This is a genomic window from Alteromonas sp. ASW11-130, from assembly GCF_026183735.1.
Lineage (GTDB): Bacteria > Pseudomonadota > Gammaproteobacteria > Enterobacterales > Alteromonadaceae > Alteromonas.
Genome location: NZ_JAPFRE010000002.1, coordinates 119,156 through 142,604, shown reverse-complemented (window position 1 = coordinate 142,604; position 23,449 = coordinate 119,156). Strand labels below are relative to the sequence as shown.

Here is a 23,449-nt window from a genome sequence, read left to right as displayed (position 1 = left end):
TAAAATCCAATCGCTAAAAAATTTTTTTAAAAATCCAAGACTATTTTGGCATTTTGTACTAGTGTGATTACCAAGGGATTGAGTCGGTCTAATTCAAATAATCAATTTGAGGTGATTTATTGCGCGAGCCCATGCCGGAATGACCACAACGCCTAAAAATTAATTTCAAGTAACCTATAAAGTTCGAGAATCCGGCTTGTGTATAAAATGAGATGATTAAACGCTAATCAGCGTATCCTTCCTAATCGTCGTTTATTAATGATACAAATTAACCCCCTATCAAGACAGAAGGGCATCCGACTGTAATCATACCGCCATGCGCTGTCATATCTCCCATCCTTGCGGCAGGTTTACCACCAATCATTACCGATGTAGAGCCCATTACAATAGAATCTGGCGGTCCAACGCAGATACACATATCACCTACCGTAGCTGCCGGCATAAAACCAATCATCACGGTAGGTACACATGGGCCGGTAACCGGACCTCCCACATGTGGAATGGGAGGCAGGCCCGGGGTCACCATGGGGCAGGTATGCATATCGCTCAATCGAGCTGCGGGTTTCATTGGATTTTTCCTTCGTATTTAGTTTCTACTGTAATAACGTTTACAGGCAAACCGATCTATCAATGACTTACTTAAGTGTAGCAAAAACTGGCGATTCAGTACGAAAAACATACAGCTTGAATTAGGTGTTCTTCATGCGGTATTCGTAATAATATGAGCAAAAATCATTCGATATAATATACTCTTTTTACTATGTGCTGATTTTGAAGGGATTGTTTTGGCTCTTACTCTAACTTGGCAACGTTACAAGGATAATGCTCCTCCATTTTCCCAATCTGAAGCATTAACCGAAGCTTCCACTATAGGGCGGGCGCCGACGAACCAGATTGTCGTTCATGATCCTGATAAATATGTCTCTCGCTGTCATGCAGAAATTTATGAGGTGGGAGGCAATTGGTTTATTAAAGATCAGTCCTCCACGGTTACTATCGTTAACGGATCAGTTAATTTAGTTAAAGGGCAGCAGTTTCTGCTTTCAGAAGGTGACGAAATAACAATCGGAGAAAGTGTATATGTGGTTGCAGATATTGCTGAAGAATCAGATGAAACAGAAGTTGATGAACCCGTAACCGAGTTGCAGCCTGCCATTGACCCTAACCATGAAAAGGCGGGGTATAGTTCGCTTGAGTCAACCTTTCCAGAAACGGTTGAAGAAGCTTATTCACAGACGGAATCCAGTTCTGGAGCGTACCATCGCGAAACAAACAGAGATAATTTAGATCAATCCACGCCTGCAGATGACGTATTTAATATTGATGACTTTTTTTCTGAAACTGATGATGGGGCAGGGCAATTTTCACCGACTGCCAATGACTCTCAATATGTCGAAAACAATACTGCCGAAGTTGACGATTTTGATGAACCAAACTTTAATTCGGAACAACCCACTGGCAACCCCTCTCAAGATACGGTAGCACTACGAGCATTTTTACAAGAATTAGACATGCAGCCTTCTCAGCTAATCGGGCAAAATAAGGTGGAAGTATTGAAGGTGGCGGGTATTTTATTGCGTACTCTTACTGAAGGAATGATGGGGGTGCTTAAAGCCAGGGCTTTAATGAAAGAAAAGTTGGAGCTAGATCAAACGCAAATAAGCCATGATAAAAATAACGCATTTAAATTCTCACAAAGTTCTCAAGATGCGCTAGTGAAAATGCTGACCCAGGAGCATGGTTACATGGACCCAATTAGTGCCGCAAATGAAGCTGTAGATGATGCTAAAGCTCATCAGTTGGCTATGATAAGTGGTTTAAATATCGCTATTCAGCAGACGATTGAAGCCTTTGATCCCAAGCATTTAGAACAGGAATTCGAAGTAGGCTTTTCGCTGAATAAAAAAGCGAAATACTGGGATCACTATTGTAAAATTTATGAGCGAGTGGCGGAAAACGCCCAAATAGATTCTAGCAATATCTTCCTCAAACATTTCAGAGAACATTATGAAATGCAGCTGCTAAAGCTGGTTAAATGAAGGTCGCCGGCCTTTTTCGTCTTTTTAGCGGAGGTCTTTATGTGGCGGAAAATTGAACCGCTTAAGTTTAGCAATTAAAGGCGATTTGGTTTGGACGTCTTCTCGGAGGTATCTATGCGTTAATAGTTTCCGTTCACACCGAATGCTTAGAACGGCTATTGTTGTGAGGTAACGGTTAATTGCGCTATATAAAAATGTGTTGAATTTTAATCAACTTTTTTAGTTAAAGACATTGCAAAAAAATACATCGACATAACATACGTAAAATGCAGAGTGTGAACTTCAAACATATATGGTTAGTTCTCCTGTCAGTTCTGTGGCTGATGGGTTCGGCCATCTTGTTTGAAAAATCAATGTCTAGTGACTCTGTTGAATATGCTGATCTGGCTTCACCAACCGAATCTGTAACTCCTGAAATCAATCAAAACCACGTCCTCTATTTCTATAAAGAACACCTAAATTGGATGATATTGTTTATAGTGGTCGGTTTCGATAAATCAGACTATCAAATCCCACCATGGCCAGAACAGTGCCAGTTAAATACGTACCTTAACATTATTACTTATCAACATTACCTGAGCTTACCAAGCCGGATTTCCTTTCTCAAATAGTCGTCTTTTCCAGCCGTTGCTGGTCATACATATTGAAAGGAAAGTGAATGGAAATTTCATATAAAGTTATTTTGCCGACATTAGTCTGGCTGGCATTTGTATTGCTGATTTTATTTTTTTGTGTGTTGTATCGCTGGGCTAAACAGCGAAAAGGCGCGGCTTTGGCAATTGGGCTATTTATTCAAATGTTCCTCCCCGATCCCAAAGTGCAACAAACTATTGAGTTTGTCGCTGAATCAAAAGAACAAACAGGTGATAAACAATCGGATAAACGGCTAAGGGATAATGACATGTAAATGTCTGATTATATTGAGGCACTCGTCAAAATTTTTGATGACGTAAAATATTTTTAGCTTTTTTGCTATAAATTAACCTTCGATTTGTCGTAGGCAAATGTATTGGTTTAATTAGCCAGCCTGCTATGGAGGTTGCGGCTGACGCCGCAATGACGACGTTTCGTAGTAATTTTGCTAAGGAGTTTACGGCTTGCGCCGCACTGACCTCTTTTCGTAGTAATTTTGCTATGGAGGTTACGGCTTGCGCCGTACTGACCTCTTTTCGTAGTAATTTTGCTAAGGAGGTTGCGGCTGACGCCGCAATGACGACATTTCGTAGTAGTTTTTGCTATGGAGGTTACGGCTTGCGCCGCGCTGACCTCTTTCCGTAGTAATTTTGCTATGGAGGTTACGGCTTGCGCCGCAATGACGACGTTTCGTAGTAATTTTGCTATGGAGGTTGCGGCTTGCGCTGCAATGAAGACGTTTCGTAGTAGTTTTTGCTATGGAGGTTGCGGCTGACGCCACATCGACGACTCTTCGTCGTTGTTTTGCGATCTGACTTTGTGCCCCTCAAATGTGACGGAATTCTTTTCAACGAGTTTTTTTCATTTAACCGTTATTCAGTCAATCCATCTCACTTTTCATCGGACTCCAGCTCTGTCAGCAACTGAGTCGTCAAGCCCACCTCTATTTCTCTTTCAAAATCGCTCTCCCACAAGGTAATGGTTTCTTTCAGGTCGCCGATAAATCGGGCCTTGACATTGGCAGGGGCAGTGTCCCACACCGATTGCAACTGTTGAGTATCAGTTGAGGTAATTTGTTTTTGCGCCAAAATGTTTTCCCATAATTGATTAAGTTCTTGCATAGCAGGGTCCTCATCAACGTTTTCTTCAATAATAGTTATATCGTCGTGGCCATCAAAACGGTGATGTTCGAATGAGGGAGCGATAAATACAAATAAAGCAATAAATACAGCGGCGACCAATAGCACGCCCCACAGTTTGTATTTCGAAAGAGAAGCGCTAGCAGATTCTGTAGAGTCACCCCTATCTGCTGGTGATGTCGGTTCACGATTTTTAGCCGTTACACCTGACAGTGTAATACTAGCTGGGGGTTGAGTTATTTCATCACTATTCCGACTGGCTGGGGCTATAGTGGTTGCGCATTCCCATGACTCGTGGCCTGCTATTATCCCGTTTACCAGTTTTGCTCTTCTTTGGCGGTACTCATGTTTAGAAATTTTTTCCTGCGCGTAGAGTTTTGAGAGTTCGTAAAGTGCATTCATATCAATCTAACTCCTTAATCAATCTGAATCCTGTAAGCTTATCGGTTTCAGAAGAAATGAAGCGGCTGAAATTAACGGTACAGCGCGATGTCTCGTCTAAATAATGGCCGCCCAACGCGACGTACCCTTTGCGCACAGTGGCTACCTCTTGCGCATTACCCAGGTAATTGGTAAGCCCCCAGGCATTTGATGTGTTTGTCTTCTCATAATTTACTGACGCTAACCTCCCCGAACCTGATGAGCCTGCGCAGTTCATAATGCTAGGTTTAGACTCTCCATCGGCCTTCGCTGCGAAACGCCACTCTGAAGCTGTCGGTAATCGATACGTACTGCGCGTCACTTCAGATATCCATTTAGCAAAATTTTCGATTTGGGCTATAGATAACCCAGTAATAGGGTCTAATCTATCTGATGGAACTTCCCCGCATAGTTCTGTTTCCCTGCAATAGGTATTGTATTCTCCCACTCGTATCTCGTATTTGGTAATGGCAAATGACTGTTCGTAAAAAGAAGGCAGCACAATTAAATAGGGACCGTTAAACGTTGCAGTGAGTGTATCTCTGCAAGTATAGACATTACCTTTACCCGCCATTTGCGGGGTGCATTTTACTGCGCTGGAAGCATTACTAGACGATAGTTTATCTGCCGCCTTAGTGGGCACAATGTCTGTATTATTGTCCGAAGCCGATGCTTTTTCATCAATTTCGATCTGTTTAATGGTGGCGTCATCTGGGTACATATTCATCGCAGAGACTTTAAGCTTTTGCGCTAAATTGGTATTGCTTTGTCTGGAATTGAGAATGGTGCTTACCGCGCGGAATTTAGCTTGCAAGCTGGAAAGTTGGTTATCATTGGGGGTAAGTCTTCTCGCTTTATCTAACCAGTAGTTTGCTGAGGTTAAATCGAGTTTTTCATAGGCTTCCTGCGATAGCTTGAGGAAAGCTAAAGCGTAAGCTTTATCAATAATTTGTTGTTGCTCTGGGGTAATGCCTTGCAAAGCTTTTAATTCCGCTAAAGTGGAATCTGCCTGCATCAAGTCATCAGCTTGAACAAAGGCAATCACGTTTTCGTACAAAGATTCAATTTTACTTACTCTTTGTTGTTCAATCTGTTGTTGCTTTCGCAAGGCTTCTTTTATCTGTATGTCATCAGTTAAGGCGGCGAAATCGTTTTGGGGCATATCAAATCGCTCACCTAAAAGAAGAAACTGTTTGGCCTGATTAAACCTTAAGTCATTAGCCGACCTATTGGCTAATTCTATTAGTTTTTCAACTGCACTCTGTTTTATTTTACTTATATTTTGAAGGTTGCTTTCTTTACCTGCATAGTCCGCTATTAACTGCTCAATTAACGTGAAATCCTGCACTTTATTTGCTTGATCGATAGTTGAAGCCAGATTCATGCGCTGCTGGGCTAATTGTTCTTGCAGATCGCGTTGTTCCGCTTTCGCTATCAAATTTTTAATTTTGTCTATCTGTTCACCCAAGTAATTAAGGCTGGGGTAGGCTGAATAAGCATTCTCTGCAAAATGTAATGTCCCTTTAAGCTCATTCGAAGCGATGCCGGTAGCAATCTTCTCGCTAACTTTTTCCGTAATCTTCATTTTTGATTCCGCAATTAGCGGGTGGTTAGGCGCTTCAATGGCTAATGTATCCAAGGTGCTTTGAATAGATGTAATGTCCGCTAGTGAAAGGGTAGGTTGGCTGTTGATCTTGCGAATTGTATTTTCTAGCTGGGATATTTTTTTTTGCTTTGACGTTGCAGCGAGTAACCGCGCTTGTTCATTACTTTTATTTTGTAGCGTTTGTTGGGCTAACGCTATCTGGTGCTGCTCATTTTCAAGCTTTTGTCTGGTCGACTGTGGACTGTCGAGTGATAAACCGTAGTTTATCGCGTCGATAGCTGCATTCCAGTTATTAATTTCTTTTTGAAGTCTGGCTGCATTCAACCATGATTGTGCGACGATGTCCGCAATGTTTTGCTGCTCGGATTTAGATAACGTTTCCTGATCGAGACTTTTAAATAGAGCCATTGCTTTTTCAGGCTGCGCATTGGCGGCGAAATCTTTAATGGAGTTAATCTTGCTTGATAGCTGGGTTTCAAACTGCAGACGCGCATCGGCGATTTTTTGGCGTATGTGTTTAACTATAGAAACGTCTATGATTGTTTCAAAGGGGGTCAGGCTATCTTCTGCTCCTTGCCAATCATTATTTTCAATAAATACAGAACTCGTGTCTGCAATCCTGGTTTCGAGTATTTTTATGAGATTAATAACATCGGAGTGGGCAGGTGCAATTTCACTTAGCTCTAAAAGTTGTGACTGGTAGTCTTTAAAATCTGACAGCTGGCTATTTACATTAAGCGTAATTGTCTCTAATAGTTGTGATGTACGTACTCTTCTTTTTTCTTCAGTAAATACGTCATCCACTTGTTTATTCAGTGCTTCAATACTGGATGTAAACTCTCCAAAGCCCTGGAACTCATCGATAATATATTGCGCACTTTTTATCAGGTTTTTAGCTGGGATGTATTCTTTTTCCTCAATCAGATATTCAACAGATTCCTGCAATTTAAACAATGGCTGTGAGTTAGTCAGTCTTTTATTATTTTTTTCTACGCGCTTTAATGTCTTTAATATTTTACTTATCTGCGTGTGATTAGCGATGACCGTTTCTCTGTCTTTTAAAACTTCGTCAAGTTCACTGAACAACTCTTTAATACGCTTTTTTTGGGCATCTCGTATTTGTATTTTGAGGTTGTAAATTTCTCTAGAGTCTGGATAAGTCGTTTGCGCTAATGTAAGGGAGTTTAATGCTGATTCATAGTAGTCATCTTCAGCTTGCTTCGTTGCCAGCGAACGTAGGTATTGTTTCAGTTCTTGGCTTACTTTGTGATCTTTAAGTACGCTGTCTCGTTCGCTTTCACTCATTGCTAATAGAGCCTGAACTTTCTCTGTTACACGTACCTCATCTTGTTGCTTAATAAGTTTTAAAAGGCTCCTGGTATCTTTTTTATCGTGATAGTCAAAGAAAGCCACAACCGCTGAAAATGAGATAATGACCACCGCAAATCCAAACAATAAGCGCTTAGGTGTAAATACTGTTCGCCGCTTAAGAAAGCCATTGACAAATTCTTCGACATTTTTAGTTCTGTCTGAGCGTTGAAATGCTAGCGTTTGGTTTAGCGCAGCTTGTTGTCTTTTCGAGAAGCCTTTGACCTTTGGGGGAGTGAGCTTTAGGTTCTGCGCCTCATCAGCAGGTAATTTTTTACCTTGGTGATAGAAAGGGTGCCTACCTGTGTAAATTTCATAAACTATGCAGCCTAAGGCATATAAGTCATCTCGAACGCTGGGTTCATGTGCGCCAACGATCATTTCCGGGCTAGCATACGTAGGCGTTAATGCGCCGATTTCGCCAGCATCAAACGTGTCGATAGAAGCTGTTCCGTCTTCTTTTATATTTGCTGCACGAGCGATACCAAAATCGAAAACTTTTATTTCATTATTTTGGGTCAAGAAAATATTGCTTGGTTTTAAATCGGAGTGAATGACGCCTCTGCGATGTGCGTACTGTAGCGCTGAACATAATTCTTCAACTAATTTAGTTGCCAACGAATATTCGAGACCGAGCGCATTTTTCTTTAGGACTTCATTTAGCGGCTCACCATCCATATATTCCATTGTCATAAATACATGGACGTTATCTCGGTCAAAATCATGCACATTTACAATGTGAGGGTGGGCCAAACTTTGTGTTTTCCTTGCTTCCCGCTGTAAGGCCCTAAGCGAATCGGGGTGTTTTTTAAATTCGTTATTAAGTAACTTAATAGCTACTTCCAGCTCTACATCATCCGCATCGGACCGTCTTAAGTCCTCTGCTTTATACACATCTCCCATTCCGCCGCGGCCAATAAACTCAATGAGCCTAAAGCGTTCTTTTATAACTGTACCAATGCCAATTTGTTCTTCTTTTTGCCCATCAGCAAAAGGCTTGTTCCATGAATTTGACGTGGTGAAGGAGGGCGAGGTGATATGTGTTTCAACGGCGTTGTCTCGCAGGGAGCCGTTAGGGGGAATCTCCTGTTCCGTTGAGGTCTTATTAAAGAGAATAGTCTTGTCACTATCGACAAAGACAGTTTTATCAGCATCATGGATAATTCTGGTTCTATCAGGATCTTTTGCGATAATCGTTTGCTCTTCTTCACTCGCTTTTGGCTCACTATTTTGCGGCGTATCGCCTTGTGTGTGCGTTTCTACTGCAGCGCTGCACTTTCTTGTAAATTTAACTAAACGGGTGAACTGCTCAACGTTTATCAGTTCGTTATCCAAATATTCATTCAATAATTGGTACACTTCTACAGCGCGCTGTGGAGCCTCAGCAAGATAATTATCAATAACTTTTTCAACCCGCGAAATATCAAAATTTTCGCGGATTAATTTTACCAATGTAAGTTCGAGTTCCCTAAATTGCATGAGTACACTGATTATCGTCAGGTGATATTGCTAATAGAGACGGGCTTAATTAATATAAACGAGACATTATCTCTGGCACCACGTCTTAGCGTTTCGTTTAATAATGCTTTTCCCGTTTCTTCAATATCTGTCTTAGGACGAAGAATTAATTCCAATTCTTCATCTGCAATTTCTTTCTCGATGCCATCACTACAGATTAGGTATAAGTCATTTTCGTCAATTTGTTGCATATGGAAATCAACGAATAGTTTGGGATGGGAACCTACTGCCCGGGTGATAACATTCCGGTCCGGATGACTTTTGGCTTCCGCGGCAGAAATTTGGCCATTTTGCAGCATTTCATGAACTACAGTATGGTCCTCTGTGATTTGTCGAAGCGTGTTATTTCGTAACACATATGCACGACTGTCGCCCGCCCAGTAAATGACTATAAAACCTTGGTGGATTACCGCGCCTACAATGGTAGAGCCTATAACCGAATTACGTGACTGGGCCAGTGAAAATAGATTTTGATTTACGCCTAATAGCGTATCTTCTATATCTTCTAAAAAATCAGCGAGATTCTCCTTATGGGAAAGGGGAGCAAGATTATTGGTTATCATTTGGCTGGCAATGTCACCGGCCAGGTGTCCACCCATTCCATCTGCCACTGCCCAGTGTGCCTGTTCGTTGTTGGTCATCACACTGTCTTCGTTCACTTCACGAACTTTACCGGTTTCTGTCATCTCGATTGATCTCCAGCCGAAAGAAAGATCAATTTTTTTGTTAGTGAAACAACTACGCATGAGGAGCGCCGCCGACGAACTTAAAGAAATTCTCCGGTGGCGGAAGTGCCTTATAAATAACGACTGACTCCGGCACCAGGTTGCTACCTTGGGTTAACCAAACAGAGTGTTGGGTGTGGGTAGGTAGGATGAATTCTGAAAACTGAGACGAATATTCTGCTAAATTAATATCAAAAGAAAGTGCGTCAATTGTAGCCGTTTTTTCTTTGGTTTCGTTCTCAGTGTCAGACACTTTTGTGATAAATAGTTCGATTGTTTGAACGCTTTGTTCCAGCCTTTCAAGTTTTTTTAGCACCGCTTGCTCAAAGTGTGAATACTGTACTGAGTCTTGTTCCCCGGTACCTTCCAAAAGAGAATCAATCGATAATCGTGGGTCAGCATTAGTTGATAGCTCAAACTTATGGATTGCATTAAGGGATTCATCTGTATCCATATCGGGTTCAAGTAAATCCAGCATGAAATGTTCTAGTTGTAACAACCATTCAGTGTACAACCCTATATCAGCTAGCGTATCTGGCGGTGTGGCCAACTTTGACAGAGCTATAAATGGAAATTGGCGATTAACATTATCGACACTGACCATCCATGCCCCTAGGTATGCCTGTTCGCCTATGACACCTGGCGATAAGTAGAAGTACCATATCGGCGCTGTAGAATAATGCTCAGTCCAGCTATCATCCATTTTGGAGCGAGCCGTTTTCATACCATCGGTGAAAAAGGATAGCAATTTTTGCGATGCAGATGACGTGAGATTACGGGATACAAAATCGCCTTTTGTTGGTATCTTGCCAAAAAATCCAGTCATTTATAAATTCTCTGGTAAATTAGCTTGACCCAGGTAAATCAAACTAAGGGGGTTAATTTCACTATCAGCCCTCATTTCATATACGGCAGAAAAACTATTGTGGCTAAAGTTTATGGTGTAAGTAGAGCCGTTATATGTAGGGGCTATTTTAGCTTCATCGAAGATATGGAATAATGACCAGGGGCCTTGTTCAACTTTTTCATATTTATTACCACTGGCAGAGCGAAACGAAAGTCTGCTTTCATCATTGGAAGGTGGAAGTGGCCAATTGATTTTTTTGGTCCGCCGCGGACCGTGCGCATACTCGACGACTTGTCCGCCTGCGATAAGACTGAATTTGGTTGCGCTGGCATCCAGCGAGAGGGGAGTAAAAGAAAGGAGTAATGATGGCGTATCTCGCCCGTCCTTAAAAAATGTATTCGTGATGTTGGAAAGCTGTTTTATACGATTCAAACTTGCAGCATCAAACTGAATAGTTTTACCACCAAGGTTTCTTAACTTCCACCCTCCGTTTTGCGTCTCGATAAATGGGTAAATATATTCTTTTGAGAAACTATCTAATACGCCATCAGGTTTGAAAAATGACACGAAGTCTATGAGCTCCGCTTCCTGCTCCGAATTTTTAATCAACGGGTATCTGTTATTCAATGTTTGCTCGTATATCGACCAGACTTGCTGTCCCCAGCGTTCTTGAATTTCTTCTTTGGATTGAAGAAGCAGTAATTGCCAGCCTAATTCTGCTACATCATCAACCCATGTTTTTATAATAGAAGGAAAGGTGCGAGAAGAAACATTAAGGTTATTAAATTCACTTTGGCGGCCCCCGTTGATCCGTTCAAATGTCTTATCCAATGCAGGGCTTTCGGAAAATGAATCTGAGAGCGTAGTAAGTATCATGTCTGAAAATTGAGCGAGTGTATCACTAAGTTTTGACAGCGTATTCTGTCCACTGGTTTCCAAAGCCACCTGGTGAAGTAGGTTGAAATGTTTGTTTATGTTGTAGCCAGGATAGATTTCTTTATCGGCTTGGTTCTGGCTATATTTATTAACATTCCTTATTACTTTTCGAAGCCGTTCATTAGCGTTTTTAGTGATAGAGTCTATTTTACTTATTGTCTCTTTTACACTTCTATCCGCGTCAAAATATGTTTCGTAGGCCACGTTCGACAGTAACGTGTTTAGAGGGCCAGTGGAATGGTGAAGGGTTAGCATTACTTCCGTACCTGACTCGATAGAGTAGGGCTGCCTGATAGCAAGTTGATTAAGAAATGCTTGCCATGCTTTTATATAATCAGATTCATACAAGGCAAACACGTTAGCTTCAATTGCTTTTATTTCATCTTTCGAATAATCACTCTTTTCTTGTCCTAGGATCCAAGCATCGTTCACCTTATCAGAAAGGGCTTCTGACAGTTGCTCAGAAAACGTTACGAAACCTTGTTTGGTAAAAAGTTGGGGGATAGTGACTTCGCTAAGATCGCCCATTGTGTTAGCCTTGAACAACATCGCACCATCTGGCCCCGATAATTCGTGGAAAGTTAATCTTTTGGTGAATTCGGCTTCCAGTCTAAATTTTAAATCTGCGTACACCAATTCTTCAATTGGTCTTCGTCGAAGAGCTGCTTGAGCGCGCGTTAACAAATCTTCATTCACTTGAATCTGCGCAAAAGCACTTTTTAGTAATTGGTTGAAGTGAAATGCTAAAGATTGGTGAGCTTCCGAATTTAACCTGAGGCCTTGTTGCCAATCTTCGACGGTCAACGTTTGTAACCAATCTTTTTCAGATTGCTGTATTGATTCGCTTTTACCCGCATAGAGTAAGTAAGCTTTAAGGAAAACGTTGGTATCAATGGTTTCTCCGTTTTCCAGCGAATGAGCGATATTTTTCTCAAGCCGAGCTTTGACCAAGGGGAGTAAGCGTGTCTCTAGGGTGGATAAGTAGGTCGCATAAATTTGTCTGTTTAAGCTCGATTTTTGCGATAACCCGAGATGACTAATTGCGTTATCATCCTTAAACACATTCATACCGGAATAGGCATTATCAAGCTCAGCGATAACATTGGTGAACGTAGGGACCCGATTTTCGCGGGTGCGGACTAATGCCTTTTGGTTATCGGCTATGTGGTCAATAGCGGCTATTTTGGTTAAATTGTCTTGGTAAGATTTATAGAACAAACCGGACAAGAGCACACATATAATAAGTGCAGCAGCAATACTTGTTAGTTGTAGACGCTTATGGAGCCTTTCTTTTCTATAATCAAACGTTGAAATGTTGCGCTCGACAAAAATAACCTTAGTCAGTAAATCTTTGATAAAAAAGCTTTTGCCTAGCCCGCTGAAGTGTAGGTCTTCAGTCTCTCCAACGCCCATTTCTAACGCAATCGACCCCAATAAACTATCTAAGGGGCTACCTTGTTGGGTACCAGATGTATAATAGATACCGCGTAACATAGCGGGCCGTTGAAACTTGTTTTCCGCGAATATGTCAGTAAGAAACGTTTGAATGTGCTTTTTATAACTGGCTAGCTGCGCTGGGAAAGCCAAAATTTCTGCTTTTTTCGATTTATCTTTATGGGTAGATAATTGTAAGGTTAATTTTTCATTTAATCGGTTTATCAACTCGTCGAAGTATTCTTCGTATTCTGTAATATCAAATGCCTGGTCTTGTCCCTTTGCAAACTCATAAGTAAAGGTGTGGCCAAAAACTTGCTCTCTTTCGTGGGGAGTAATAGAACTGAAGTAAGCGCTGAAACCTCTGATTAAATCGCACTTTGTAAAAATAAAATAAATTGGGAAACAAAAACCAAGTTCTTCAGATAGTTCGTCAACTCTTCTTCGGATAGTCTTGGAGTAAAGTTTTTTCTCATTCTCAGATTTTGACAAAAGCTCACTGATACTGGCGGTTATTAGTACGCCATTAATGGGTTGTACTCTACGGTTCTTCTTTAGTACATTAAGAAAACTTTTCCATGCAGCTTTGTCGACTTCTTTATTGCTATCCTGTGTAGTAAATCTTCCCGCAGTATCAATCAAAACAGCTTCGTTACTGAACCACCAATCACAGTGTCTTGTCCCACCTATTCCTTGTACAGTATTCACACCTAAGTCTTCCGCCAGAGGAAACTCCAATCCAGAGTTATTCAGAATGGTCGTCTTGCCTGAACCAGGTGGTCCAATCAATATATACCAGGGGAGTTGCTGAATAAGCATCTCACCTTTCGATGATGTGGCGGCTTTAAGCGTTGACATTGCTTCGTCAAAGCGGGAACTTACTGCATCGGCTTCTTCTCTCCGTTCTCCTTCTAACTTTAGTTTATCTGCAAAGCTTTTACTTTTAGCCTTAAGTCGAGCGCGTTTGATTGCGATGTAAATCAATACGAATATAACTATCAAACCGATGACAACCAGCCGCTCCGCTATCGAGTCGAGGAAATAGTGGCCCCCAATGGCTATAAGGGGACCGACAAACCAGATAAGGAATGAAATCGAGACAAATCCCACGCCTCGGTATAACCATTTATTTTGTATAATCCTCTTCCATTTACTTTTGGACGCCATATGCTTTCCCTTAACCCTTTATCAATATTTCAACACGTCTGTTTTTCGCACGATTCTCAGGCGTGGTGTTGGGTGCAAGATTTATGGTATCGGCTAAACCTCTTGCCAAAATTTGTAAGCTGTTTTCATGTTGAGCTTGTAGTATTTTTTTAACCGTAATTGCTCTGGCTTCAGATAATGCCCAATTATCGGGGTATTTTATTGTACGAATTGGGACATCATCACTGTGGCCGCTGATAACAATAGAGGTGTTGGTGTTGTTAAGTATTCGCGCAAGTTTTTCGATAGAGGGGATGTAGTGTTCAGAAAGTTTATCGCTGCCGGAATTAAAAAGATCGGGGCGCGACATTCTTACAATCACACCTTCATCTACTTTATCTAACATAAATATTTCAGTCGAAATCTCCGGCTTGAGATTATCTGTCAGTAATGTGTAAAGGGTTTGGGTAGTGTCAGTGTTGGCTTTGATAGGGATACTATTTTTTTCGGGATAAAAAAAAGGGTTATCTATTGTTCCGAGTGCGCCGACGTTTCGTAATTCGACTAATTTTCGTTTGACCGGATCCGCGTGGCTACTTAGTGAAAGGTTGAGGTAAAAAAATACAGCCAAACACACGGCGACCACGCTAGTCCATACCGCCCATTGGGGAATGGTTTTCAGATACGTTGCTTTGTCTACTGAATGTGGTCGCCACTGGTCGGAAAGGGGGTTGTTAAAGCCCGGCTTATACTGACTGATCAGTAGAAAATTTTCCTCCTTAATTTGGCTTAATATTCTGGTTCCGTCTGGTTGATGCCGGTATTGACCTTCAAACCCTAATTCTAAAAATATATTATAAACTTCAATAATATCAATGTAGTATGAGGGGTCGTTTTTCATACTATCAAGTATTTGAAAGAATCGCTCGCCGCCCCAGGTTTCTTTGAAAAAGATGACAAGTAAACTTTCTTGCGACCAGCTACTATGCGAGCCCCAGGGTGTATTCAATACTGTTTCATCAATATAACAACATAGGCCGTAAGTGACTTCTTCACTTGCAGTAAAGTCGCTATGCTGGCCGAAGTTGGTAGACTGCAAAAATGAAATTTTTTCTTTTATCGTCGATTTTAGTTCTTCTAAATTGGTTGGCTTTTGCACATTTTTAACTTGTGATACTAACAATAAAACAGGTGCTAAAATTGATTTGATGTCATCTGAATGGTGAGTATAAAACTCACGTGCCGCGCCAGGACGCTCATCTTTTTCGCCCATGGGAGTTGAAGCAAAGTGTTGCTGATTCACTAAATCAGAAAGAGATCTTCGTGGGGTACCGTCTCGTCTCATGGCACTCTTAAGGGGGGAATTAGACTTATTGCCTGAACGTTTTGGCTTCCCTCCAGGCCGGATGATCGTCTTGTCATTCATTTTATCTTGTCCCCTTTAAACGTAAGCACCTTATTTCTTTTTAAGTGCCCAAAGTTCCATAACTAGGTCGGGGTAATTTCCACTAACATGAATAGCTAATCCTTTTGATTCTTCAAGTTCAGGCCATAAACTGGAGGCCTTATCTAATTGGAAATAACAATACCCAGATCGGTAAGGCAGTTCAGGTGGAACATGAGACAGCAAATTAATTTTGATCCCCGGTAGCGCACTTTGGATCAATGAAAAAATCTTTTCGCCGGGGCCTATTTTTATTTGAGCAGGAAATTCATTGCGAAGTACGTCTTCAGCAATACTCGCTGAAACGGCTAATATAATTGTGCTGTTTCTTAACAGAGACTTGTGATTTAGCCTAGCTGCTCTAATGCCATTTTTAGGTTTAGATAATTCTATCTGAATTGCTGTTTGCTCAATAACGACATCAAAAGACGCATTGATATCATTGATAATTAAGTTAAAACAATCAGTTAAATCGTTATGGTTATAAACAGGAAAGCGAGTGGGCCGTCGTTTAGACTTCATGTAAGTCGATAACTCACCTGCTAAGGAAATTAAGAAAAGGTAGAATTGGTGAGGATGGCAAGGTATTCCTTTTGAAATTTGGTATAGATAGGGTTCAACTCTATTTATTAGTTGAAGTAAGAGAAATTCAGAATATTCTGTAACACCTGTAGTGCGTCCAGAACCTGACACTCTATTCGATAACGCATCGCCCCGGGAAGTAAACATAGCGTGTAATTCAGATATAAAGTGGGCCAACCGTTCGGATAGAGAAATATCGATTATTACAGGTATAAAGTCAGCGCATAAGGTAATTCGATTTCCGTTCACTGATTTAACTTTTGCTATCGGTAAGCTCACGACGTTGTCTGCAATTTCTTTAGTTTTAGATTCCAAAGCCAATTTCAAGTTTAAGTCGCCCACTAATATAGGAGAGTGCGCGTCGCCGTTATCGGCACAATCGATTACGCTAAGTTCCTTAGTAGTATAACGATGGTGAGATTCGCTGTTTTTATCATAATCGATATTACATTGTGAATTGGACTGACGCGCAAGCGTGATATGAATAATTGAATTTGAATCGGATTCACTCAGGTTTAATTGCGAAGGTAGAGGGTTAGGTGAGGGGCAATTGAAACACGTTCCATCAGGGAAGCATCCACTTATCGATTCAACATTAATAATGCCTCTATCTAGATCAGATTTATTAATTGAAAGGCTATTTAATCCCCAAAAGTGAGGTTGGAAAGTGGAAGTTTGTCTGAATATTTGGCTCAGTATAAATCTTTCCTGCTGTTGGAAATGCTGGGGAAGAACGAATGTACCTTCTTTCCAAATAACTGGATATTCCATGGTAACCCCTATAGTACTTAACATAAATTAGCCGACTCAATATCAGACTCGGCAAAACGAATACATAAATCCCGATTCCATTTTCCTTTCACTTTAATAATCTTTTTATACTTACCAGTTTCACGTTGAAACGCTGCTAAAACGCCTAAGTAAACAGTGTTTGAATTAATGCTTAACTCTAAAGTCTGAGTTGTCGCAGGCAATAACGTCGAATCCTCAGCAGCGATAACGTCATGGGAAGCGAACGCATCCTTTGTTAGAAAGAGAAGTTCATCTAACGATAGCTTTTTAAAAGACGCATCATCTTTTAATTGGAAGATTCTGACTTGCAAGGGAGAAGATCTATCGTTAGCGTCAGGATTCAGTTTTTTGGACGTTTTTACGCGAACTTCTACGGAATAAGTATCGTCACTAATAGCGTCGGAAACGACAGCCCCGAATTCAGGAATACTCGAACAGCCGGCTAACAGAACCATTAACATTGTTTTGGCGTAAAGCCGGGATTGACTTCTCCAATATGAAAGTAAAACAGAATTGTTGGTCATTATGAATTCTTGCGCTAGCCTGTCCTTTCTTATTTGTGTGGAAATTTAACAAGCTAAAAATTTTAGAAAGTCATTAGAGAATAGGCGGCTTATAAAGATTGGTCAATAAATGAACGTTTATTCGCGGAAGGTCATTTAAAAGAATAAGACAGAATGCAGTTGGGTGGGTCAAAACCGTATCGAGGTAAGATTAGACACGAGAATAAAACGTGTCACCGGTGCGTTTTTGAACCGCGATAAATGTGGTACTTAAGTTTGCTTTATCGAAAGGGGTGGTATTTACTTAAATTGATAGTTGTTTGACCATTCAATTCAATTCGAAACAAAAAGTGAAATACCACATGGAAGCTCGGGGTAGTTTGACGAAGGGGCTCCGAACTATTTTCGGAGGCCTGTTAGCTTTTGTTTCCGTAACGAGTATTGCCATTACTGATGTCCGCCTTAACGAAGCCTTGGCGCTATTAGAAGCTGAAATTCAAGTTCGAGATTATCATTTGCTTCACACTAGCAATATCGATGAGGAGTTAACGTTAAAAAAAATTCGTGATCTTGAGGCGCAAAAAAATAGGCTTGAAAAGCAACTCTCTGTACAACAACAACAGGTGGCAACAGATACGTTCAATTCAGAGAAAGAGCGGTTAAAAGAAATTTTCTCTTTTAGTAACAATATTAGCTATACATGTTTGCTTGAACAACCTCCTGATAACTGTTTAAACGACGCTATCAGATCTATTTTAAATCAAGTGATATTGGCATTTAGTGATAACGCTTATGAGGCTTCTCTATTGCCGAATACCCTGCCTGAATCGGGACAATTGGTTCTGTCCCCGAACCAGGAGATTAAGTATGAATCCACATATGATGTAGCATTTTCTGATGAAGGATTACTCACATATGAATTAAAAGTTGAAGGCGAACTTGCTATAGCACCATCCGATGAGGAGTTAATTGAACTTGAAAATTCTATTTTTCAATCTATAAAAAAAGAGTCTCATGCAGAAATTCAACAGCTAGTTTCGCAGTATAAGATTTCGTTGATGAAAGAGGACAGCCTGATCGAGAAGAAAAAGAAGAAAAAACGAATCTTCGGATCATTTTAATTAAAGGAAAAAAGAAAGGAATTTTATGAATAGGAAACGTTTTTTCACAAGATCGTTAATATTGTTACCACTTAGTTCTCCAGCCATAGCAGACGAAATGTTATTTATCCCGCGGCTTGAAGCCGGTTTCGCAGCATACGACCTGGGCTTTAATGGTGTAGTCCCGTTAAATCCTCAAGGTGATGTGTTACGGACCGATGATAGTGTGGGCAGCAATGTATTTATGTATAGGGTAGGTGCCACTTTTGTTTATAATGATTTTTATATAGACCTGATGGGATCTGATTCCTCGGACTTTAATGACGTTCAAGTTATACCAGAATTTAATGATATTCCAGGCGTGACACCTGTTGAAAAATGGACGGGAGATCGAAAAGAGTTAAATATCACAGTGGGATATCAACTTTTTGAAACTGGTTCAATTTTTGTTGGATTTAGAGATGGAAAGCTAGACGCTATCGGGCGACAAAACTCAAATTTCAGTTATGAAAGTGACGGTTTCTTCGCAGGTATAAATTACGGGTTTCCGATAACCGATACTGGCATTATAGCGGTTAATTTTGCCTACGTCTTTGTCGATGCGTCGTTAGACGAAACCTTGATTGGCGTGAAAATACCTACTTCGGATGGAGACGGCGACGGTGTAAAATTTGGTGTTTCTTGGATTGATTCGATATCCGATACAGTAAGATACACCATTTCTGTCGATCAATATCGTTATGTCACCGATTTAACTTCACGTACTGGTATTGATGTACAGATGACAGAAAAAGAGTCGGCAATACGTATTGGCCTATCAAAGGCATTTTGACGTATTTGAGTGCTAGAGGGGCGCTTGCACTACCGTGCTCGCTTCTCACTTCCCCCTTCTCACTTCATTTTGTAGAGCATCTATAACACTTCCTTTTATATTTAGGTAAGATTAACCTCAGGGGAAGACGTGCGGTTGAAAAGTACGCTGCATCGTGTTTAAGTTATTTCTAATTTTCCTTCACCTGTTTGGAAGCTGTGGGATAGTTCAATTAGCGAAGAATTCCCGGTAACTTCGCTATTGGTCTAAGCGCTTCTTGAAAGCAACGAAGATCCATTCAAATGTCCGTTCGCTCAAATAAACAAGCAATAGTAAGAGTTAAATTTGAATGACGAAAATAAAGTAGTAGTTATAAGATTACTAAGGCGTTAGGATACCTCATTAGTACGTTGTGATTTTATATGAAAGATTTAATGCGCGGGTATTGTTTATAACAAAATAAACTTTTCAATTTAGTATTCGTAGAAATAATAAAAAAGTCTGGGTAGGATTTTTTGAAAATCCTATCAAATAATATACTATGCAAATTGATCGCTCTTTTTGTAGCATTTTATAATGGATTAGCGTCGTTATCATGAATTCAGCAGTAAATATCCGCGAGTTCAATAAAACTCAGTTAAAGCAAGCCAAAATTTTATCTGGCATAAGCCCCGCAATTTTACGCAGGGTGTTTATAGGCTGGTTACTATTCTGTTTCGTTGTAGCAGGAATCGTTGCTGCGGCGCCTGATCTGAGTGATACATTTGTTTTAATGACGTTATGTATACTGGTCCTTTTTACGATTGCGATGTTTGCTCAAAACAGGTTGGATGAAGGGTGGCCGGCCATAATTTATTTGAACGATGAGATAGGCGTGGTGTGCAACCCTCAAGCTAGAAAATATATTTGTGTTCCATTACATCTGATTGAAGACGTAAAGCCCACCACCATCAATCCAAATAAAAGGGCAGTTGCTATCCTATTGAAGGAAAATAGACTAACGGAAGCAGATAGAGATATTCTTAACGAAGCCGTTTGGCCTCGTGACGATAAGCTTCTCGCGAATGTTTATTACACTTCTGCTGCTAGGCTGTGTAGGAAAATCCGAAAATATATTCAATTGCCAGATGAATTAAAGAGAGCGACCTTGTAGTTTTGCTTGGGCGGCTATGAAAAATATTCCCAATACGCTCTCAATGTCCCATTTATGTTCCGCTTCTCGTCCTCTTTATTAAGTAAAGGTTATTAATTTTTCACAGGTTAAGGCATGGCGGATAGACTAATGCAGCATTGGTATAAGTTCTGCTAACAACATCTTAAAGATGTTAATCTCAGCAAGGAGGCTTAATGAAGCCGGTATTGTCAGTTTTAGTCGTTGAAAATAGCCCATTAGCCGCCAGTAAAATAACGAGCTTTTTAGCGGGGCTGGGATGGCAGGTAGACTATGCTGCTAGCGGTAAAATGGCACTACGTCATTGTCAATGCCATCATTACGATGTGGTATTGATTAACACCCACTTGCCTGATATGACTTTCAAAGAATTACAAGACAATTTCGCATTATGTGAAGAACCGCAACCATCAGTATTGCTCATGTCTGACAGTAATGACCTTCGAGAGTTTGCCTCTCACGCTCTGAACAATATTATTCCTAATCAGGACGATCTCAAAGATATTGTTAGTCGCTGTCATGCGGTGACATCGCAAAGAACTGAGTTACAGAACCCCGCTTTATTGCAAGCTTTAACGTAATCGAAAAAGAAACCAGCAGCTATGGACTTACAGCAGATTTTCTATCACTTCTATCAATTGGGTATAGCATTCGTGTTGGCGTTGCCGATCGCTTTTAATCGGGAACACAGTGCTAATGGAGCTGGGTTGCGCACTTTTCCACTCGTCGCGATTTCTGCCTGCGCCTTTATGCTGGTAGGCAGGGATGTTTATCAGGATGGGGAGGCTGAAGCGAGGGTAATGTACGGAATTGTAACGGGCATAGGATTTATTGGTGGCGGAGCCATATTAAAAACATCGGAACATGTGGTGGGAACTGCAACAGCAGCCGGGATATGGTTAGTAGGCGCATTGGGTGTTTCTGTCGCATACGCCCGATATGAAATTAGTATTGTGCTATCAATAATGGGATTTATTATCTTCCAATTTGCCGGCCCTATGAAGAAGGAACGTTACTCTGAGAAGGCCTAACCCTCAGTTTCGTATAAAGTGGGTAGTGGTCAGAACCATATTTTGGCAACCGTTTGATAGTCACTAAATCAAAGTCATCGCTATGAAAAATATGGTCTAAAGGCCACTTTATCAAAGGATATTTAGCGTGGAAGGTATTGAAAAAACCTCGGCCAATACGCGGGTCCAAAGTGCCACTTAACTTTCTGAATTTTCTGGTGGTGGGTGACCAGGCGACATCGTTTAAGTCTCCCGCAATTACGACGGGAATATCAGACTTTTTGACTTCTCTTCCTACAATAGACAACTCGTGATCTCTTGGCTCGGCAGATTCATTTTCAGTGGGACTAGGGGGCTTAGGATGAAGAAAGTAGATTTTCACTGCTTGTCCATTAATATCGACAGTTACTTCAATCGAGGGGACGTCGTCTTCAACGATGTAACGTATTTTACGTTCCGAGAAAGCAAGCTTGCTAAATAGATGAATACCATAGAGGTTTTCTAGTGGGCAGGCCACCCGATGAGGGTATTTATGGTGCAAAGAGCTAAGCGCTTGGCCCCACCAATTATTACTTTCGAGTGTTACTAACATATCGGGATCGTATTGTTTAACAAGCTCGCAAAGTCCTTCGCTATTTTTGTTGTACATATACACATTGCTGGTAAGTATACTCAGCACATTAGTATTATCCCTACTTTCGACCTGGGAGACCTCTTTGGATGCCAAAAACGTATAGGGGAATATCCACCGAATTTGCCACGCCAGGGCGACGCCCAGCAAAAGAATAAACGCGCTGCTTAAGAATGAATAGTGAGGCAAATAAAAGGTCCAACCTATCATACAACCTAAAATAAGCACCGCTTGTTGTACGCGAGGAAACTCCCATACTCTGATTAACCAATGCTGGCCCGGAAGAAATGGGGCAGTAGTTGTGAATAAAAATAATATGCTTAATAGAACTAGAATTGTCAGCATGATTCCTCAGTATTTATTTACTGTTCTAAACATTGTCACTTTAATTAATACATGCTTGATGGTATGCATCAAGACTTAATTATCCTAACTTGATGATTATTTACCGTATTGGCAGATGAAAAGATCGTTAACTCCCAACGTGCTATAGATAGGTAAAAAATTCCATTTATTCGTAAAGCTTTCAGAAGTTCTGTTTTAATTAGAGACTAATACTTTTTATAAAACTTTGAAAATCAGCCTGTTAAATTTTTGGCGTAAAAATAGCAGTAATTTTCACAGCTTTAATAAAAGGAGAAGCTAGTTATGAAACGTTCAATACTATCGTTGATTGTAGCTGGTACTTTGTCGACTTCCGTTGTAGCAGCAGGTGACAACACCTGGGAAGAGAGTGCAAAGGACGCTTGGATAGATGGTAAGGCAGAGGCCACTTTACTATTTAATGGCAATTTGGATTCTTTCGACATAAATACAGATGTTCAAAATGGCAAAGTAATCCTCACCGGGAAGGTGGACAATTCCGTCGAGAAAAAACTGGCTGAAGAGTTGGTTAGAAACATTGATGGCGTAACTGATGTTGAAAATCAGTTAGCCGTAGTTGAAAAACCGACTACAGACGCGGATAAGTTGGAGCGCGAAAACGAACGCATGTTAGCCTCCAAAGACATCAGTGAAGACCAAGACTACAAAGTCGAAAACAAGGTTGATAACGCCACAGACGAGGTTGACGAAGAAACAGATGAACTTGCTCGTGAGACTGAAGATGAAGTTGATGAGGGAGTCAGCGCGTTGACTGACGCTAAAATAGCTACGGTAGTCAAAACACGTTTGCTAATGGATTCCGATATTTCAGGCTTTGACATTGATGTAGACGTCAAGGACGGCAATGTCACACTTTCAGGAAATGTTGATTCAGATGCTGAACGTCAGTTGGCAGTAGAGATTGCCCGCAATGCAGACGACGTCAGAGATGTTGAAGACAATATGGAATTGACACGGCAGACTGCAATGCAGAAGTAATGTCTGTGCACGAACAAACCATGTTCTAAAGTGAAAAGGTGCTTCTGCACCTTTTTTATGGCCTGTACCCCGGACCATCTCTCTTTGTTTTTGCCTTCATCTTTAAAATAGCCTTAAAAGATTGGCAATTCCTAGTTGCTTGCTCACATCAGTTGCGTCTCATTTGACGTGGTGGGCGGGGGGAAACGCGCGCCACTGATTTCGTAATGTGTGAACGAATGAGTAAATAAGA

The 23,449-nt window shown here is 40.8% G+C and carries 19 protein-coding genes; 9 read left to right on the top strand and 10 right to left on the bottom strand.

The window, feature by feature from the left end; translation table 11 throughout:
* Positions 1 to 268: 268 nt before the first annotated feature.
* A complete protein-coding gene (locus OPS28_RS00610; RefSeq protein ID WP_265607467.1) occupies positions 269 to 568 on the bottom strand; it encodes a PAAR domain-containing protein in 300 nt (99 codons plus the stop codon).
* 217 nt (positions 569 to 785) lie between these two features.
* On the opposite strand from OPS28_RS00610, the gene tagH reads away from it, so the two are divergent.
* The 3 genes from tagH to OPS28_RS00595 all read left to right on the top strand — a co-directional run bounded on the left by tagH (position 786) and on the right by OPS28_RS00595 (position 2,946).
* A complete protein-coding gene (tagH, locus tag OPS28_RS00605) occupies positions 786 to 2,039 on the top strand; it encodes a type VI secretion system-associated FHA domain protein TagH (RefSeq protein ID WP_265607466.1) in 1,254 nt (417 codons plus the stop codon).
* Between the two features lie 353 nt (positions 2,040 to 2,392).
* Positions 2,393 to 2,650: a hypothetical protein gene (locus tag OPS28_RS00600; protein ID WP_265607465.1), complete on the top strand. Its 258-nt coding sequence runs from the start codon at positions 2,393 to 2,395 to the stop codon at positions 2,648 to 2,650.
* Positions 2,651 to 2,697: 47 nt separating this feature from the next.
* Complete coding sequence (locus OPS28_RS00595; protein WP_265607464.1) at positions 2,698 to 2,946, top strand: hypothetical protein; 249 nt, start codon at positions 2,698 to 2,700, stop codon at positions 2,944 to 2,946.
* 616 nt (positions 2,947 to 3,562) lie between these two features.
* Here the strand turns inward: OPS28_RS00595 and OPS28_RS00590 are convergent.
* Genes OPS28_RS00590 through tssJ form a run of 8 tightly spaced genes read right to left on the bottom strand, consistent with a single transcriptional unit; the run spans position 3,563 to position 17,153 of the window.
* The gene (locus OPS28_RS00590; RefSeq protein ID WP_265607463.1) at positions 3,563 to 4,213 is read right to left on the bottom strand and encodes a hypothetical protein; all 651 of its coding nucleotides are present in this window, start codon (positions 4,211 to 4,213) and stop codon (positions 3,563 to 3,565) included.
* A 1-nt stretch (position 4,214) separates the two neighbouring features.
* On the bottom strand, positions 4,215 to 8,684 hold the full coding sequence (locus tag OPS28_RS00585; RefSeq protein ID WP_265607462.1) for a bifunctional serine/threonine-protein kinase/formylglycine-generating enzyme family protein: 4,470 nt from the start codon (positions 8,682 to 8,684) through the stop codon (positions 4,215 to 4,217).
* Positions 8,685 to 8,701: 17 nt separating this feature from the next.
* Positions 8,702 to 9,409, bottom strand: a complete 708-nt coding sequence (locus OPS28_RS00580) for a PP2C family protein-serine/threonine phosphatase (protein ID WP_265607461.1) — start codon at positions 9,407 to 9,409, stop codon at positions 8,702 to 8,704.
* A 52-nt stretch (positions 9,410 to 9,461) separates the two neighbouring features.
* Positions 9,462 to 10,274 carry a type VI secretion system-associated protein TagF gene (gene tagF, locus OPS28_RS00575; RefSeq protein WP_265607460.1) on the bottom strand — a complete coding sequence of 271 codons (813 nt, stop codon included), beginning with the start codon at positions 10,272 to 10,274 and terminating at the stop codon, positions 9,462 to 9,464.
* Positions 10,275 to 13,832 carry a type VI secretion system membrane subunit TssM gene (gene tssM, locus OPS28_RS00570; RefSeq protein ID WP_265607459.1) on the bottom strand — a complete coding sequence of 1,186 codons (3,558 nt, stop codon included), beginning with the start codon at positions 13,830 to 13,832 and terminating at the stop codon, positions 10,275 to 10,277. It lies immediately after the preceding gene.
* Positions 13,833 to 13,842: 10 nt separating this feature from the next.
* Positions 13,843 to 15,237 (bottom strand): type IVB secretion system protein IcmH/DotU, encoded by a 1,395-nt coding sequence (gene icmH, locus OPS28_RS00565; protein ID WP_265607458.1) that lies wholly within the window; start codon positions 15,235 to 15,237, stop codon positions 13,843 to 13,845.
* 30 nt (positions 15,238 to 15,267) lie between these two features.
* Entirely contained in the window at positions 15,268 to 16,608 is a 1,341-nt protein-coding gene (tssK, locus tag OPS28_RS00560; protein ID WP_265607457.1) for a type VI secretion system baseplate subunit TssK, read from the bottom strand.
* A 17-nt stretch (positions 16,609 to 16,625) separates the two neighbouring features.
* Positions 16,626 to 17,153, bottom strand: coding sequence for a type VI secretion system lipoprotein TssJ (gene tssJ, locus OPS28_RS00555; RefSeq protein WP_265607456.1), 528 nt, complete (start codon positions 17,151 to 17,153; stop codon positions 16,626 to 16,628).
* 341 nt (positions 17,154 to 17,494) lie between these two features.
* Here tssJ and OPS28_RS00550 point away from each other — a divergent pair, with 341 nt between their 5' ends.
* The 5 genes from OPS28_RS00550 (at position 17,495) to OPS28_RS00530 (ending at position 21,245) form a co-directional block, all read left to right on the top strand.
* Positions 17,495 to 18,253 carry a hypothetical protein gene (locus tag OPS28_RS00550; RefSeq protein WP_265607455.1) on the top strand — a complete coding sequence of 253 codons (759 nt, stop codon included), beginning with the start codon at positions 17,495 to 17,497 and terminating at the stop codon, positions 18,251 to 18,253.
* 25 nt (positions 18,254 to 18,278) lie between these two features.
* Positions 18,279 to 19,064 carry a hypothetical protein gene (locus OPS28_RS00545; RefSeq protein WP_265607454.1) on the top strand — a complete coding sequence of 262 codons (786 nt, stop codon included), beginning with the start codon at positions 18,279 to 18,281 and terminating at the stop codon, positions 19,062 to 19,064.
* Positions 19,065 to 19,638: 574 nt separating this feature from the next.
* Complete coding sequence (locus OPS28_RS00540) at positions 19,639 to 20,196, top strand: hypothetical protein (protein WP_265607453.1); 558 nt, start codon at positions 19,639 to 19,641, stop codon at positions 20,194 to 20,196.
* 194 nt (positions 20,197 to 20,390) lie between these two features.
* Positions 20,391 to 20,795 carry a response regulator gene (locus OPS28_RS00535; protein WP_265607452.1) on the top strand — a complete coding sequence of 135 codons (405 nt, stop codon included), beginning with the start codon at positions 20,391 to 20,393 and terminating at the stop codon, positions 20,793 to 20,795.
* 21 nt (positions 20,796 to 20,816) lie between these two features.
* Positions 20,817 to 21,245, top strand: coding sequence for an MgtC/SapB family protein (locus tag OPS28_RS00530; RefSeq protein ID WP_265607451.1), 429 nt, complete (start codon positions 20,817 to 20,819; stop codon positions 21,243 to 21,245).
* On the opposite strand, the gene OPS28_RS00525 is transcribed toward OPS28_RS00530, so the two are convergent.
* Positions 21,211 to 22,200: an endonuclease/exonuclease/phosphatase family protein gene (locus OPS28_RS00525; protein WP_265607450.1), complete on the bottom strand. Its 990-nt coding sequence runs from the start codon at positions 22,198 to 22,200 to the stop codon at positions 21,211 to 21,213. The genes OPS28_RS00530 and OPS28_RS00525 overlap by 35 nt on opposite strands.
* A 303-nt stretch (positions 22,201 to 22,503) precedes the next feature.
* Here OPS28_RS00525 and OPS28_RS00520 point away from each other — a divergent pair, with 303 nt between their 5' ends.
* A complete protein-coding gene (locus tag OPS28_RS00520) occupies positions 22,504 to 23,217 on the top strand; it encodes a BON domain-containing protein (protein ID WP_265607449.1) in 714 nt (237 codons plus the stop codon).
* The last annotated feature ends 232 nt before the right edge of the window (positions 23,218 to 23,449 follow it).

Excerpts from the sequence above, each read along its gene's own strand:
- tagF (WP_265607460.1), bottom strand. The coding sequence starts at position 10,274 with ATGACTGGATTTTTTGGCAAGATACCAACAAAAGGCGATTTTGTATCC.
- OPS28_RS00610 (WP_265607467.1), bottom strand. The coding sequence starts at position 568 with ATGAAACCCGCAGCTCGATTGAGCGATATGCATACCTGCCCCATGGTG.
- OPS28_RS00580 (WP_265607461.1), bottom strand. The coding sequence starts at position 9,409 with ATGACAGAAACCGGTAAAGTTCGTGAAGTGAACGAAGACAGTGTGATG.
- tssJ (WP_265607456.1), bottom strand. The coding sequence starts at position 17,153 with ATGACCAACAATTCTGTTTTACTTTCATATTGGAGAAGTCAATCCCGG.
- OPS28_RS00600 (WP_265607465.1), top strand. The coding sequence starts at position 2,393 with ATGTCTAGTGACTCTGTTGAATATGCTGATCTGGCTTCACCAACCGAA.
- OPS28_RS00540 (WP_265607453.1), top strand. The coding sequence starts at position 19,639 with ATGAATTCAGCAGTAAATATCCGCGAGTTCAATAAAACTCAGTTAAAG.
- OPS28_RS00530 (WP_265607451.1), top strand. The coding sequence starts at position 20,817 with ATGGACTTACAGCAGATTTTCTATCACTTCTATCAATTGGGTATAGCA.
- OPS28_RS00550 (WP_265607455.1), top strand. The coding sequence starts at position 17,495 with ATGGAAGCTCGGGGTAGTTTGACGAAGGGGCTCCGAACTATTTTCGGA.
- OPS28_RS00525 (WP_265607450.1), bottom strand. The coding sequence starts at position 22,200 with ATGCTGACAATTCTAGTTCTATTAAGCATATTATTTTTATTCACAACT.
- icmH (WP_265607458.1), bottom strand. The coding sequence starts at position 15,237 with ATGAATGACAAGACGATCATCCGGCCTGGAGGGAAGCCAAAACGTTCA.
- OPS28_RS00595 (WP_265607464.1), top strand. The coding sequence starts at position 2,698 with ATGGAAATTTCATATAAAGTTATTTTGCCGACATTAGTCTGGCTGGCA.
- OPS28_RS00590 (WP_265607463.1), bottom strand. The coding sequence starts at position 4,213 with ATGAATGCACTTTACGAACTCTCAAAACTCTACGCGCAGGAAAAAATT.
- tssM (WP_265607459.1), bottom strand. The coding sequence starts at position 13,832 with ATGGCGTCCAAAAGTAAATGGAAGAGGATTATACAAAATAAATGGTTA.
- OPS28_RS00520 (WP_265607449.1), top strand. The coding sequence starts at position 22,504 with ATGAAACGTTCAATACTATCGTTGATTGTAGCTGGTACTTTGTCGACT.
- OPS28_RS00535 (WP_265607452.1), top strand. The coding sequence starts at position 20,391 with ATGAAGCCGGTATTGTCAGTTTTAGTCGTTGAAAATAGCCCATTAGCC.
- OPS28_RS00585 (WP_265607462.1), bottom strand. The coding sequence starts at position 8,684 with ATGCAATTTAGGGAACTCGAACTTACATTGGTAAAATTAATCCGCGAA.
- tssK (WP_265607457.1), bottom strand. The coding sequence starts at position 16,608 with ATGGAATATCCAGTTATTTGGAAAGAAGGTACATTCGTTCTTCCCCAG.
- OPS28_RS00545 (WP_265607454.1), top strand. The coding sequence starts at position 18,279 with ATGAATAGGAAACGTTTTTTCACAAGATCGTTAATATTGTTACCACTT.